11 protein-coding genes and 1 tRNA gene are annotated in these 12,816 nt (G+C 73.7%); 8 read left to right on the top strand and 4 right to left on the bottom strand.

Annotated features, from left to right (window positions below):
• Positions 1 to 5: 5 nt before the first annotated feature.
• Both ACH4T9_RS21390 and ACH4T9_RS21385 read right to left on the bottom strand, forming a co-directional pair.
• Entirely contained in the window at positions 6 to 971 is a 966-nt protein-coding gene (locus tag ACH4T9_RS21390; RefSeq protein WP_396671500.1) for a DUF559 domain-containing protein, read from the bottom strand.
• Between the two features lie 111 nt (positions 972 to 1,082).
• Positions 1,083 to 2,402 carry a D-arabinono-1,4-lactone oxidase gene (locus tag ACH4T9_RS21385; RefSeq protein ID WP_396671499.1) on the bottom strand — a complete coding sequence of 440 codons (1,320 nt, stop codon included), beginning with the start codon at positions 2,400 to 2,402 and terminating at the stop codon, positions 1,083 to 1,085.
• 223 nt (positions 2,403 to 2,625) lie between these two features.
• Here ACH4T9_RS21385 and ACH4T9_RS21380 point away from each other — a divergent pair, with 223 nt between their 5' ends.
• Positions 2,626 to 3,216, top strand: coding sequence for a TetR family transcriptional regulator (locus ACH4T9_RS21380; RefSeq protein ID WP_396671498.1), 591 nt, complete (start codon positions 2,626 to 2,628; stop codon positions 3,214 to 3,216).
• 76 nt (positions 3,217 to 3,292) lie between these two features.
• Here the strand turns inward: ACH4T9_RS21380 and ACH4T9_RS21375 are convergent, their stop codons facing one another.
• The gene (locus tag ACH4T9_RS21375; protein ID WP_396671497.1) at positions 3,293 to 4,501 is read right to left on the bottom strand and encodes an amino acid deaminase/aldolase; all 1,209 of its coding nucleotides are present in this window, start codon (positions 4,499 to 4,501) and stop codon (positions 3,293 to 3,295) included.
• Between the two features lie 147 nt (positions 4,502 to 4,648).
• Here ACH4T9_RS21375 and tmk point away from each other — a divergent pair, with 147 nt between their 5' ends.
• The 6 genes from tmk to ACH4T9_RS21345 all read left to right on the top strand — a co-directional run bounded on the left by tmk (position 4,649) and on the right by ACH4T9_RS21345 (position 10,803).
• Positions 4,649 to 6,931, top strand: a complete 2,283-nt coding sequence (tmk, locus tag ACH4T9_RS21370; RefSeq protein ID WP_396672033.1) for a dTMP kinase — start codon at positions 4,649 to 4,651, stop codon at positions 6,929 to 6,931.
• Complete coding sequence (locus tag ACH4T9_RS21365) at positions 6,931 to 8,223, top strand: DNA polymerase III subunit delta' (RefSeq protein ID WP_396671496.1); 1,293 nt, start codon at positions 6,931 to 6,933, stop codon at positions 8,221 to 8,223. The genes tmk and ACH4T9_RS21365 overlap by 1 nt, the downstream gene beginning before the upstream one ends.
• A gap of 124 nt (positions 8,224 to 8,347) precedes the next feature.
• Positions 8,348 to 8,677, top strand: coding sequence for a YbaB/EbfC family nucleoid-associated protein (locus tag ACH4T9_RS21360; protein ID WP_396671495.1), 330 nt, complete (start codon positions 8,348 to 8,350; stop codon positions 8,675 to 8,677).
• Position 8,678: 1 nt separating this feature from the next.
• Positions 8,679 to 8,984: a hypothetical protein gene (locus tag ACH4T9_RS21355; RefSeq protein ID WP_396671494.1), complete on the top strand. Its 306-nt coding sequence runs from the start codon at positions 8,679 to 8,681 to the stop codon at positions 8,982 to 8,984.
• Positions 8,984 to 9,652, top strand: coding sequence for a hypothetical protein (locus tag ACH4T9_RS21350; protein ID WP_396671493.1), 669 nt, complete (start codon positions 8,984 to 8,986; stop codon positions 9,650 to 9,652). The genes ACH4T9_RS21355 and ACH4T9_RS21350 overlap by 1 nt, the downstream gene beginning before the upstream one ends.
• 305 nt (positions 9,653 to 9,957) lie before the next feature.
• Entirely contained in the window at positions 9,958 to 10,803 is an 846-nt protein-coding gene (locus ACH4T9_RS21345) for a stage 0 sporulation family protein (protein ID WP_396671492.1), read from the top strand.
• Here ACH4T9_RS21345 and ACH4T9_RS21340 read toward each other — a convergent pair.
• Positions 10,800 to 12,554, bottom strand: coding sequence for a metallophosphoesterase family protein (locus ACH4T9_RS21340; RefSeq protein ID WP_396671491.1), 1,755 nt, complete (start codon positions 12,552 to 12,554; stop codon positions 10,800 to 10,802). The genes ACH4T9_RS21345 and ACH4T9_RS21340 overlap by 4 nt on opposite strands.
• 136 nt (positions 12,555 to 12,690) lie before the next feature.
• Between ACH4T9_RS21340 and ACH4T9_RS21335 the strand changes: the two genes are divergently transcribed.
• Positions 12,691 to 12,764, top strand: a tRNA-Thr gene (locus ACH4T9_RS21335).
• Positions 12,765 to 12,816: the final 52 nt, after the last annotated feature.

The following is a 12,816-nucleotide window of genomic DNA, read 5'->3' as shown; positions in this document are numbered from 1 at the left end:
TCCCGTCAGCCGGGCCAGCCGGCGGCCCGCAGGGCCGCCCGTAGCTGGGCGATGACCTCTTCGGGGCGGGCACGGACGGCCCAGGACGGGAAGCGGAGCACCCTGTCCCCGTCGACCCAGAGCGCGTTCTGCCGGCCCATGTCGGCCCACGCCTGACGGGGATCGAGGTGCTGCCCACCATCGATCTCGACGTGCACCTGCCACTGTTCGAAGTAGGCGTCGAGGTAGCGGCGTCGGCCGGTCGAGTCGTATCGGACCAGCTGCCGGGTCGGCTCGGGCAGCCCCGCACGACGGACCAGGCCGAGGAAGCCGAGCTCGGCCAGGGAGTGCGCACCGCCGGCCGCATCGATGGCGGTGGCCAGGATGAGCCGTCGGCGGCGCACCCGCGGCAGCCGGTCGAGGACGCGGTGCACCTCATCGCCACCGACCAGACGCTGCTGGAAGCCGGCGGCGATCACCGCCCTGGCCTCCTCGTCGCTGCCGGCCCACCCCGCCGCGTCGACGATCGACCGGGCGGGCATCGTCCGGCGGGGTTGCCCGACGGCCAGCACGTCCTCGTCCGGCAGACAGGTCGTCCGGTGCGCCGACACGCTCTGCGGCAGCGGACCCCGCCGGCAGGTGGCCGGCAGCATCAGGTGGATGGGTCGACCGGGGAACCCGCGCAGACCACCCGCCTGGGCTGCGGTCAGCCCACCGAGCACGGCCGTCGGCCCGGCGGCGAGCACCGCGATCCAGCGAAACTGCTCGGCGCTCACCGGGCCGTTGTGGGCGACGAACACGGCCCGGTGCACCTGGCGCCAGCGATGGGTGTCGACCCGGTGCCGAATCGCCTTGCGGGACAGGTGCCGCAGCGCCTGACGGAGGCTGATCACCTCCTCCTGGCGGAAGAGCAGCCAGGTCAACTCGTCGGCGTCGTCACCCGGCAGCGCCCGCCGCCACCCCGCCAACGCCCGCGATTCACGGTTCCCCACCCAACAAACCCTGCCGAACCCCGCCCTCTCCCGCTGACCCTGTGGACAACGTTGAGATCTTGGAAGGAAACGGCCCTTCCGGGGGCCGTTTTCTTCCAAGATCTCGGCGGGTCAGGCGCCGAAGAGGGTGTCCAGGTGGGGGGTTCTGAAGATGCCCGCCGGGTCCAGGCGGGCGCGGACGGCCTGGAAGTCGGCGAACCTCGGGTACGCCGGGGCCAGCGACGCCGCGTCGCGCCAGTGCAGCTTGCCCCAGTGCGGCCGGCCGCCCAGGCCGGCGGCGACCTGCTCGAAGGCTCGGAAGTACGGCTCGTACGGCATCCCGACGTACTGGTGGACGGCGATGTACGCCGACTCGCGCCCGTACCCGTGCGACAGCCAGATGTCGTCCGGGGCGGTGAACCGGACCTCGACCGGGAAGAGCACCTTGAACGGGAGCCCATCGACGATCCGGCGCAGCGCGTCCAGCGCCTCGGGCAGGGCGGCGCGCGGCAGGCCGTACTCCATCTCCACGAACCGGACTCGGCGCGGGGTGCAGAAGACCGCGTCGGAGCGGCCGGTGTAGGTGCGCTCGGTGAGCGCCCGGGCGGAGACCGCGCTGATCGTCGGCACCAGTGTGGGCACGGCCCGGCCGAGCCGGCACGCGCCGGCGAAGATCGTGTTGGACAGGAAGTCGTCGTCCAGCCAGCCGCGCCAGCCGGGCAGCGGCCGGTCGTCGGCCGGCGTCCGGTCGTTGACCTTGACCTGCACCCGGTCGGTGTACGGGAACCAGTAGAACTCGACGTGGTCGTGGGCGGAGATGAGGGTCGGAAGGTCGGACAGCACCTCGGCGAGCGGGGCGGGCCGCTCGTGGGCGCGCAGGGTGAAGGCTTCCACGCAGCGCAGGGTCACCTCGGTCAGCACCCCGAGGGCGCCGAGGGAGACGCGGGCGGCGGCGAACACGTCCGGGTGCTGCTCGGCGGAGCAGTGCAGCACCTCGCCGGTGCCGGTGACCAGGGTGAGCGCCTCGACGAAGGTCGACAGGCAGCCGTACGCGGCCCCGGTGCCGTGGGTGCCGGTGGAGATCGCCCCGGCGATGGTCTGCGCGTCGATGTCGCCGAGGTTGGGCATGGCCAGTCCGTTGGCGGTGAGCAGGGCGTTGAGTCGGTGCAGCGGCATCCCGGCCGGTACGGTGACCAGGAGTCGATCCCGGTCGATCAGTATCTTGGTGTCCAGTGCGGTCAGTTCCATCCGGCGGCCGTCGGTGCGGGCGACGGGGGTGAAGGAGTGGCCGCTGCCGACCGCCCGGATCTGTTCGCCGGCCGCCCCGGCGGCTCGGACGGCCTCGGCGACGTCGGCGACCGTGTGGGGGCGGAGGATGGCGGTGGCGGTGCTGCGCTGGTTGCCGGCCCAGTTGGTCCAGGCGGCGGTGGTGAGCGGTGCGGTGCGGGCCATGCGCGCTCCTCGACGTGAATATGAGCTGTCTTCATATCAGGAACGTTGTGCCTGGTAAATACCGCAATCGAGGTCCGCTCGTTGTACCGGTAGTCACGCACTCGTGACGTGCAGATATGTTCATCCGTCGAAGGGGGGTGGCCGAGTGTCCACACCAGCCGCCACGACCGGGCCGCTGCGCCGGGTACCGGTCCAGGGTCGAAGCGTGGCGCGGGTCCAGCGAATGTTGGACGCCTGTGCCGAACTCGTCGACGAGGTGGGGTACGAGGGGCTGACCACTACCCTGCTCGCCGAGCGCGCCGAGGTTGCGATCGGGTCGGTCTACCAGTTCTTCCCGGACAAGCGGGCCATCGTGCAGGCGCTGACGCTGCGCACGATGGAGTCCTACCTCCAGCGTCTCGACGAGCGGTTCGCCTCGGACGACCTGAGCCACTGGTGGGACGGCGTCGACGCGGGGATCGACGAATACATCACCATGCACCGCACCGTTCCCGGATTCCGCACCCTGCACTTCGGCGACGTGGTCGACCTGCACCTGCTCGACGAGCAGCGGGACAACAACGGCGTGATCGCCGACCAGTTGGCCCGGGTGCTCACCGAACGGTTCGGGATGACCGACGAGCCACGCCTGCGGTTCTGCCTGGAGATCGCCGTCGAGGCCTCGGACGCCCTGATCAAACTGGCGTTCCGGCGCAACCCCGAGGGCGACGAGCGGGTGCTCGCCGAGGCCAAGGCGCTCATCCGTGAGTACCTGCACCGGCACGTCATCGTCCCGGCCGACGCCGCCGCTCCCGCTCCCAGCACCTCCTCCTGATCCCGGCCCGGGCCGCCGCCGACGAAGCACATGACGGGGGACGTGGCGGCCCGGCCTTCTGGAGCCGCTCAGGTGGCTAAAGGAAGGCGTGACCCTCCCCCCGGTAGGTGGGGACGCTGCCCACCACCCGGTCCCCCTCGACCAGGTGCAGTTCGTTGACGTGCTCGCAGAGCTCACCGGCCTTGGCGTGTCGGAACCAGACCAGGTCGCCGAGCCGCAGGTCGTCCGCCGCCCGGCCGGCCAGCGGGGTCTGCACCTCGCCGGCCCCCTCCGCGCCGAGCAGCTTCAGCCCGGTCGGCAACCAGGGGGCGGGCAGGCGGGTGTCCTCGGCCGGGCCGGAGGCGATCCAGCCGCCGCCGAGCACCGTGGCCAGCCCGGGCGCCGGGCGGCGGACCACCGCGCAGGCGAAGAACGCCGCCGGGGTGGGCCGCCAGGCGCGGTACGCGTCGAACAGCGTCGGTCCGTACAGGCCGGACCCCGCAGTGACCTCGGTGACCGCGGGGTCGGCGCTGGTCGCCGCCACGCTGCCGGTGCCGCCGCCGTTGACGAACTCCAGCTCGGCGTGTTCGCGTACCGCGGTCACCGCCGCGCCCCGGCGGGCCAGCAGTTCCCGGTACGACCCGCGCTGGGCCACCCGGATCGCGGCGGCCAGCGCCGCCCGCCCCGGCGGGGCGTCGCCCAGCCCGGCGATCTGAGCCTCGTACGACATCAGGCCGACCAGCCGGAAGCCGGGCCGGGCGGCGACGGCGGCGGCGAGCGCGCCGGCCGCCCGGGCGCTGTGCACCGGGGAGCGGCGCACCCCGACGTGCACCCGCCCGCGCAGTGGGCGCCAGGAGGCGTCGAGGTCGATGCAGACCCGCAGCGGGGGGCGATGTCCCGGCGGGCGGACCGCGTCGATGAGATCGAGCTGGTCGGTGCCGTCGATCATCAGGGTGACGGACCGGGCCAGTTCCTCGTCACCGGCCAGTTCGGCGAGCGCCCTCCGGTCGGCCGTGGGGTACGCCACCAGCGCGTCGTCGGTCACGCCGGTGCGGACCAGCCAGCTCGCCTCGGGCAGGGTGAACGCCATCACCCCCGCCCAGCCGGGCCGGCCCAGCACTCGGCCGAGCAGCTCACGGACACGCACGGACTTGCTGGCGACCCGGATCGGCTTGCCACCGGCGCGGGGGAGCAGCGCCGTGGCATTGGCATCGAACGCCGTCAGGTCGACCACCGCGTACGGCGGGTCGAGGTGGGCGGTCGCCTGGTTAAGGCGCTCGCGAAGTTTGTCGCTTTCGGTGGCCACGTGTGCACGCTAACTGTCAAACGGTCAATGCGAAATACCCTCGCGTATGCCTGGCTGCGGCCGGTGGTGTCGGCGGCCTAGGCTCGGCGAGCAGGCAATGTCGCGGACGGGATGGACCCCGGCCGGGACTAGAGTGTTGCACCGGGACTGCCCAGCGTTGGGCCGGCACGTGGAGGTACGGCCATCGAAAGCCAGAACAACGGCGAGTCGCCCGGCGTGTCACCCTCCGGCGACCGGCCCGACGGTGCCGACGCCGCCGAGACCGTGGGCCGGTCCGGCGGCGCGGCCACGGCCCAGGCCGCCGACCGGTCCGGGGCCGCCGCGATCCGTTCCGTGCTGCGCATCCGGCCGTTCCGCCGGCTCTGGATCGTGCTCGGTGCCGCCTCCTTCGGCGACTGGCTCGGTCTGCTCGCCACCTCCGTCTTCGCCGCCGCCCAGGTCTCGGGCAGCACCGCGCAGGGCGCCGCGTTCGGCACCCTGATCGCGATCCGGCTGCTGCCCGCGTTGCTCCTCGGCCCGGTGGCCGGCGTCCTCGCCGACCGGTTCGACCGGCGCTGGACGATGGTCATCTGCGACGTGCTGCGCTTCTTGCTCTTCGCCTCCATCCCGCTGTTCGCGCTCACCGGGGTCAGCGGCGGCCTGGTGGTCGGCTGGGCGGCGGTCGCCACCTTCCTGATCGAGACGATCACCCTGCTCTGGATCCCGGCCAAGGAGGCCGCGGTTCCCAACCTCATCCCGCGCGCCCGGCTGGAGGCGGCCAACCAGCTCACCCTGATCACCACGTACGGCATCACCCCGATCGCCGCAGCGCTCGGCCTGGCCGTGCTCGACCGGAGCATCCGGGGCGTGACCGGCGGCGAGATCCCGTCCTGGTCCGAGCCGGCCCAGATCGCACTCTGGTTCAACGCGTTCTCCCGCCTGGCCACCGCGCTGGTGGTCGCATTCGGGATCAAGGAGATCAGCCAGACACAGGCCAGCGAGGCGGAGCGCACCGAACAGGGCATGCGGCACCAGTTCACCGAGGGCTGGAAGTACATCGGGCAGACCCCGCTGGTGCGCGGCCTGGTGCTCGGCATCTTCGGCGCGTTCGCCGGCGGTGGGATCGTGATCGGCACGGCGAAGTTCTTCGCCGCCTCGCTCGGCGCCGGTGACGCCGCCTTCTACCTGCTCTTCGGCGCGATGTTCGTCGGCCTCGCCGTGGGCATCGGGCTCGGCCCGATGATCGTCCGGGACATGTCCCGGCGGCGCTGGTTCGGGATGAGCATCGTGCTGGCCAGCGCGTCCGTGCTGGTGCTCGCATTCGCCATCCACCTGTCCATGGCGGTGCTCGGCGCGATCCTGGTCGGCGCGGGCGCCGGGATGGCCTTCCTCGCCGGCACCACGCTGCTCGGTGGTGAGGTCGCCGACGAGGTGCGCGGCCGGGTCTTCGCGGTGGTGCAGATCGGTACCCGGCTGGTGCTGATCCTGGCCATCGCGCTGAGCAGCCTGCTGGTCGGCGTCGGCGGATCCCGCAAGCTGACCATCGCCGACCTGGGCATCTCCATCTCGTCCACCCGGTTGCTGCTGCTCGCCGCGGGCGCCGCCGGCATCTTCGCCGGGATCAGCGCCTTCGGCCAGATGGACGACAAGAAGGGCGTGCCGGTCCTCGCCGACCTGTGGGGATCGATCCGGGGTCGCCCGCTGATGCCGGCCGAGAAGTTCGTCTCCAGCGGGCTCTTCGTGGTCTTCGAGGGCGGCGAGGGCGCCGGCAAGTCGACCCAGCTCGCCACGCTCGCCGAGCGGCTGCGCGGGCAGGGCCGGGAGGTGGTGGTCACCCGGGAACCGGGCGCCACCGAAGTCGGCGAGCGGATCCGCTCGCTGCTGCTCGGCACCACCGTCGAGGCCCCGTCGCCGCGCGCCGAGGCGCTGCTCTACGCCGCGGACCGGGCGCACCACGTCGCCACCGTGGTCCGGCCGGCGCTCGTCCGGGGCGCGGTGGTGATCAGCGACCGGTACGTCGACTCGTCGCTGGCGTACCAGGGGGCCGGGCGGACGCTGCCCGTCGACGAGGTCTCCTGGCTCTCCTCCTGGGCCACCGGTGGGCTCAAGCCCGACCTGGTGGTGCTGCTCGACGTCGAACCGCAGACCGGCCTGTCCCGGGTCGCGTCGCGCAACGCCGGGGTCGACCGGCTGGAGGCCGAGTCCGTCGCCTTCCACGAGCGGGTCCGGTACGCCTTCCTCGACCTTGCGGCGAGCGACCCGAAGCGGTACCTGGTGCTCGACGCGTCCCGCCCGGTCGGGGAGACCGCCGAGTTGGTGGCCCGGCGGGTGGGGGAGTTCCTCGTCGACCCGGCCGGCATCGTGCACCCCCGTCCCGCCCAGGGGCCGGACACCTCGGTGCAGCCGGAGTTATCCGACACGGAGCTGGTGACGATGGAGCGCCGGACCTGATGCCCGACGTCTTCGCCGATCTGGTCGGGCAGGACGACGTCGTCGACACGCTGCGCCGGGCCGCCGCGTCCGCCGCGGCCGTGCTGCGCGGGGCCGCAGCCGCCCACGCGGCGGCCACCGCAGGCCCGGTCGACCCCGACGACGCCGACGCCCTGGCCGCCGAGGCGGAGGCCGAGGCCACCGAGGGGGCGGGTGGGGCCGGCCAGGAGTCGGGGATGACCCACGCGTGGATCCTCACCGGGCCGCCCGGCTCGGGGCGCTCGGTGGCCGCCCGCGCCTTCGCCGCCGCCCTCCAGTGCCGGCTCGGCACCGGCTGCGGCGAGTGCCAGGGCTGCCACACCACCCTCGCCGGTACCCACGCCGACGTCCGGCTGGTGGTGCCCGAGGGGCTCTCCATCGGCGTCGGCGAGATGCGCGCCCTGGTGCTCCGGGCGGCGAGCACCCCGTCCGGCGGCCGGTGGCAGGTGGTGATCGTCTCCGATGCCGACCGGCTCACCGAGGCGGCCGGCAACGCGCTGCTCAAGGCCGTCGAGGAGCCGCCGCCACGCACGGTCTTCCTGCTCTGTGCCCCGTCCACTCACCCGGACGACGTCTCGGTGACCATCCGGTCGCGCTGCCGGGTCCTGCCGTTGCGGCAGCCGGCACCCGAGGCGGTGGCCGAGGTGCTGGTCCGCCGGGACGGCGTCGCCCCGGACGTGGCACGGTGGGCGGCGGCGGCCGCGCAGGGGCACGTGGGCCGGGCCCGGCGGCTCGCCGGCGACCCGGAGGCCCGCAGCCGGCGCGACGCGGTGCTCGCGGTGCCGCGCCGGCTGACCGGGGTGGGCGCCGCCTTCGACGCGGCGTCCGCGCTGATCGAGGCGGCCGAGGCCGAGGCGGAGGCTGCCGTGACGGAGAGCGACGCCGCCGAGCGGGCCGCGTTGCAGACGGCGCTCGGCGCGGGCGGCACCGGCCGGGGCGCGGCCGGCGCGATGCGCGGGGCCGCCGGTCAGCTCAAGGAGCTGGAGAAGCGGCAGAAGTCGCGAGCCACCCGGGCCCAGCGGGACGCCCTGGACCGGGCCCTGGTCGACCTGGCCGGCTTCTACCGCGACGCGCTGACCGCGGCGCTGCGCGCGCCGGTCGCCCCGGTGCACACCGACACCGCCGCCCTGGCCGAGGCCGGCGCGCAGCGGTGGGACGCCGAGGGGTCGCTGCGCCGGCTGGAGGCCGTGGTGGAGTGCCGGGCCGCCATCGAGGCGAACGTCAAGCCGCGGATCGCGGTGGAGGCGATGATGCTGACCCTCTGGAAGGGCTGACCCCTCCCGACCCCTGCCCGGTCCACAGGTCATCGACAGGTGCGATTGGTGTGCGGTACGGTCCCGTATGCCGCGGTGACGGTGGCGGCACACTCAGTGAGAGCAGTGCCGGGAGGAGTCCGCGATGCCTCGGGGGGAGATCGACGAGGCCTGGATCGAGGAGGCGGTGCGGCGCTACCGCCGCATCGAGTCGTTGCAGGCCGAGTTCGACCAGGCGGTAGCGACCGTCGAGGTCACCGTGCGTTCCCCGGACGGGCTGGTCGAGGTGGTGGTCACCGCCGGCGGCCGGATCACCGACGTGCGGTTCCTCGGCCCGCTGCACAGCCGCCATCCCCGGGACGTCGCCGGCTCGGTGCGGGCCGCGGTGAGCGCCGCCGCCGACGCCGCCCAGTGGGCCCGGGAGAAGCTGCACAACGAGACGTTCGCCGCGTACCGACCGCTGGCGGGGGCCTGAGATGGACGAACTGCGCGCCCTCGCTGCCCGACTGGACGAGGCGAGCGCCACCCTCGACGTCCTGGCCCGCGCGGTGACCGCCGCCGACCCGCCGCACCCGGCGTTCGGCACGCACGTCCCGGGCCGGCCCGGCGAGATCGGCCGGGCGCTGCACCAGCGGTGGACCGAGGCGACCGGCGACCGGGCCCGGGAGGCGAGCGTCGCCGCGAGCCGGCTGTCCGCCGCCGCGTCCGCCGTCCGGGGCGCCGCCGACCGGTACGCGGGCGTCGACGACACGGCTCGACGCCGGCTGCGCCGGGAGTTCTGATGGACGCCCTGGACCGCCTCGCCGAGCCGGGCCTCGACCTGCTCGGCCGGGTCGACACGCTGCTCGCGGGCGGGGCCCCCGATGGGCACCGGCTCTGGCCGTTGCTGCGGCGGATGCAGGTGCTCCCGGGTGAGGCGGTGCGGAGCTTCCTCGAACTGCATCCGGCGCCGCTGGCCGACGCCGGCCACGCGGTGCGCGCGCTCGTCCGGGGGTACGACGAGGTCTGTCACACCCTCACCGACCCCGTTGCCTGGTCCGGGCCGGCCGCGTCCGCGTACGACCAGGCGCGCTCCACCCTGCTGCGCCACCTCGACGAGGGCCCGGAGAGCCTGGTGGGTCGGCTGGAGGCGACGGCCGGGTACGCGGACGCCCTCGCCGACTGGGTGGAGGGCAGCCGGCTCGCGCTGGCCCGGGCCCTGGCCGACGTGCTCGGTTCCGCCGAGGCGGTCCGGGTCCGCGCCGCCGCCGCGCCGGGGGCCGAGGCCGGCGCCGTGGGGCCGTTCGCGGCGGCCGACGTCGCGTACCGGGTGCTCTCGGTGCTGGGGGTGGCCTACGACGGCGCGGAGACGCTGCTGCGCCAGTGGTCGCCGAGCCTGGCGGAGACGACCTGGCGCGGGCCGGCGGGCGGCCCGACCCGCTACGACACCGTCACCCGGGTCGGCCGCTGACCCGCCCGCGCCCGCTGCCGATGCTGGCGCGGCCACGGCGTCGCGCCAGCGGCACCGGTGCGACCCGGGCCTGCGGCGGCGACGCCGTGGCCTTCCCCTGCACCCCCCGCAGGTCTGCCCTCCACTCAACGCCCCCGGCCGGCGTTTGTCGTCCGGCGGGGCGCGGAATCAGCCGTCCGGGCAGGCGTATCGGGACGACGGGCCGACCGGGCCGGACGATTCGACGATCATGAATAGCTGCGTCGAGTGACCGGATGGCGACCGGCGGGGTGGGTGGTGGCGGTCAATCGTCGTAGGGTGAGGGCATGGGCATGCTCTGCGCGGTCAGCTTCAACCGGTACGGGCGGCTCTACTACCTCGACCCGGGCGAGTTCCGCCCGCAGGTCGGCGACCGGGTGCTGGTGCCCACCGACGACGGTCCCGAGGTTGGGGAGTGCGTCTGGGCCGCGCAGTGGGTCGGCGAGGACACTGACGCCTTCCCCAAGCTGGCCGGGCTCGCCGGGGACGACGACCTGCGCCGCGACGAGCTGCTGCGGCGGCGCAAGGCCGAGGCGAAGGTGGCCGCGAAGCGGCTGATCCGCGAGCACGGCCTGCCGATGAAGGTGGTTGCCGTCGACCACGTCCTCGGCGCCGAAGGCGCCGGCGACCGCACCACGATCTACTTCACCGCCCCGCACCGAGTCGACTTCCGTTCCCTGGTCCGCGACCTCGGGGCGACCCTGCACTGCCGGGTCGAGCTGCGTCAGCTCTCCGCCCGGGACTCCGCCCGGGTGCAGGGCGGCATCGGCTCCTGCGGCCGGGACCTGTGCTGTGCCACCTTCCTCACCGACTTCGAGCCGGTCACCATCCGGATGGCCAAGGACCAGGACCTGCCGCTGAACCCGCTGCGAATCTCCGGCGCCTGCGGCCGGCTGATGTGCTGCCTGAAGTACGAGCACCCGCTGTACGCCCGTTTCGCCGAATCTGCTCCGACAATCGGTAGCCGAGTGACGACGCCCGAGGGTGATGGCCGAGTGGTAGGACACAGCGTCCCGAAGGACTCGGTGACCGTGCGCCTGGACGCCGACGGCTCCCGCTGCTCGTGCAGCCGGGCGTCGGTCTGCGCCCCCCGCCAGGCCCACGACCAGCACTACACCCCTGACCCGGGTTAGGGGCGGAGAGTTATTGGGGGTTCGGCCAGGCGGGGAGTGAGGGGGGATTTGGGGGCCAGCCAGGAGGCGGTGGGGGAGGTGTCGGGGTTCAGTTTCCAGTCGCGGGCGACTCGGTCCATGGCGATCGGGTAGATGGTCAGCGTGCCGTCCGGGTCGATGCGCATCCGCAGGAACGCCTTGGAGTCCTCAATGCCCTGGCCGGCGAACAGCTCGTTCAGGTTCACCCCGAACGCGCCCGCGACCAGCAGGTACGCCGCCACCAGTTCGGCGGCCAGGAACCCGATCACCGGCCCGTAGACCACCGCGGCGGCGGCGGCCGGCAGCGGCCAGGGCCAGTGGTAGAAGGGCAGCGCCAGCCAAGCCCAGGTGCCGGCGGCGGCCAGCGCCACGTGGGCCAGCCCGTGTCCCACCCCGAGCAGCCAGTGCCGTACGTGCCGCTTCCCGCCCGCGCTGGGCGGCTTCGCGAAGACTGCCGCCCCGAGCATCGTGACCACCAGCATCGCCACCAGCGGGACGCTGAACAGCCGCTGCTCGGTGCCGCCGGCCCGGTTCGCCGCCACTCCGGCCATGGCCAGCATGAGCAGCGTGTGCAGGGTGCCGAGCAGCGTGCTGAAGCCCGGGTTGCGCAGCGGCAGCCGGCCGAAGACCCCCCAGCCGTACCGCCGGGAGCGGGCCCGGTCGGGGTAGCGGGCCACCAGGTCGTACGCGCGGGTGCGGGTGGCCCGCCGGGCCAGGGTGTCGCGCGGCGGCACCTCGATCCGCTCGGGCAGGTGGTGGGTGGGATACAGATAGGCCCCGCCGCTGCCGCAGGTGATCAGTTGCCGGTCCGGGCCGGCGTACCGGGCGTAGTGGTGCAGGTCGCCGGAGACGAGCAGCCGCACCCGCGCCCCGGTCGGCGCGACGATGGTGCGGACGAAGTAGTCGATCGAGTCGTACGCCGTGGGGTGGTCGACGGCCTTGACCCAGGTCGGCGCCGGCACGGCGATGATCACCTGGCTCTGCGGTCCCAGCTTGCGGGCGACCGCGTCGAAGTAGGTGAGCTGCGGGTCGTCCAGGTATGAGCCGGACTGGTCGTCGAGGCCGAGCAGCCACCAGTCGGCGGGCAGCTCCACGGCGAAGTACGAGCGGGACTGCCCGGTTGCCCAGCCGCCGAAGTGCCGGTCCCGGGAACGGACGAACAGCCGCAGGAACGCGGTCAGCCCGTCGTACCAGTCGTGGTTGCCCGGCACCGCGAACAGGGTGGGGCGCTCGGGCGGTGTGACGGGCAACGCGGCCTGGTACGGCCCCTTGCACCGGTCCTCGTAGGCGGCGTAGGACGCCGACGGGTAGACCTGGTCGCCGCCCATCACCAGGGTCCGCGCCCGGGGCAGCCGGTGCCCGTCGACCTCCAGCTCCGGCTGGGCGAGCAGGTACGCCACCGAGTACGTGGCGTTGAAGCCGTCGCCCAGGTCGGCCACGTAGTCCAGCCACAGCCCGCCGTCCGGCCCGACCTGGCGGAAGATTCCGTCACCGAACGCGTTCTGCAGCTCCCGCTTGTCCAGGTACGCCCCGAACAGCATCGCCAGCAGCGTACGCAGGCCGGTGCTGATCAGCAGGAGCGGCGCGAGCCAGGGCACCGGCTTGCGGGGGGTGAAGCCCAGCTCCAGCGGGTCGATGCCGCGCGGCCGACGCGCCGCCCCGGCGTCGGCGCTGTCGTCGTCCGGGCGGTAGACGTCGTCCTGGCCGTCGACGGGGGTGCGATCGTCGGTCACCCGGGGCAGCGTAGTCCCGTCCGGGCCGCCGCGCTGTCGGGTGCGGGCATCCCCCGGCCGGCTCTTCGCACCCGCCGGCGCGGAGGGGATCCCACTGGGTCCACCGCCCGGGAGTGCCGTACACTCGAGGATCGTTGCCGCCTTAGCTCAGTCGGCTAGAGCGACGCACTCGTAATGCGTAGGTCGACGGTTCGATTCCGTCAGGCGGCTCGGGTAACCGAAAGGCCCCGTGACCAGGCTAAATGCCCAGGTCGCGGGGCCT

Origin of the sequence: Micromonospora sp. NPDC020750 (assembly GCF_044334565.1) — a bacterium.
Classification (GTDB): Bacteria; Actinomycetota; Actinomycetes; order Mycobacteriales; family Micromonosporaceae; genus Micromonospora.
The sequence above is the reverse complement of the archived record's forward strand: the minus strand, read 5'-3'. Positions and strand labels throughout refer to the sequence as shown.

Excerpts from the sequence above, each read along its gene's own strand:
- ACH4T9_RS21385 (WP_396671499.1), bottom strand. The coding sequence starts at position 2,402 with ATGGCCCGCACCGCACCGCTCACCACCGCCGCCTGGACCAACTGGGCC.
- ACH4T9_RS21380 (WP_396671498.1), top strand. The coding sequence starts at position 2,626 with ATGTTGGACGCCTGTGCCGAACTCGTCGACGAGGTGGGGTACGAGGGG.
- ACH4T9_RS21365 (WP_396671496.1), top strand. The coding sequence starts at position 6,931 with ATGCCCGACGTCTTCGCCGATCTGGTCGGGCAGGACGACGTCGTCGAC.
- ACH4T9_RS21360 (WP_396671495.1), top strand. The coding sequence starts at position 8,348 with ATGCCTCGGGGGGAGATCGACGAGGCCTGGATCGAGGAGGCGGTGCGG.
- ACH4T9_RS21355 (WP_396671494.1), top strand. The coding sequence starts at position 8,679 with ATGGACGAACTGCGCGCCCTCGCTGCCCGACTGGACGAGGCGAGCGCC.
- ACH4T9_RS21350 (WP_396671493.1), top strand. The coding sequence starts at position 8,984 with ATGGACGCCCTGGACCGCCTCGCCGAGCCGGGCCTCGACCTGCTCGGC.
- ACH4T9_RS21345 (WP_396671492.1), top strand. The coding sequence starts at position 9,958 with ATGGGCATGCTCTGCGCGGTCAGCTTCAACCGGTACGGGCGGCTCTAC.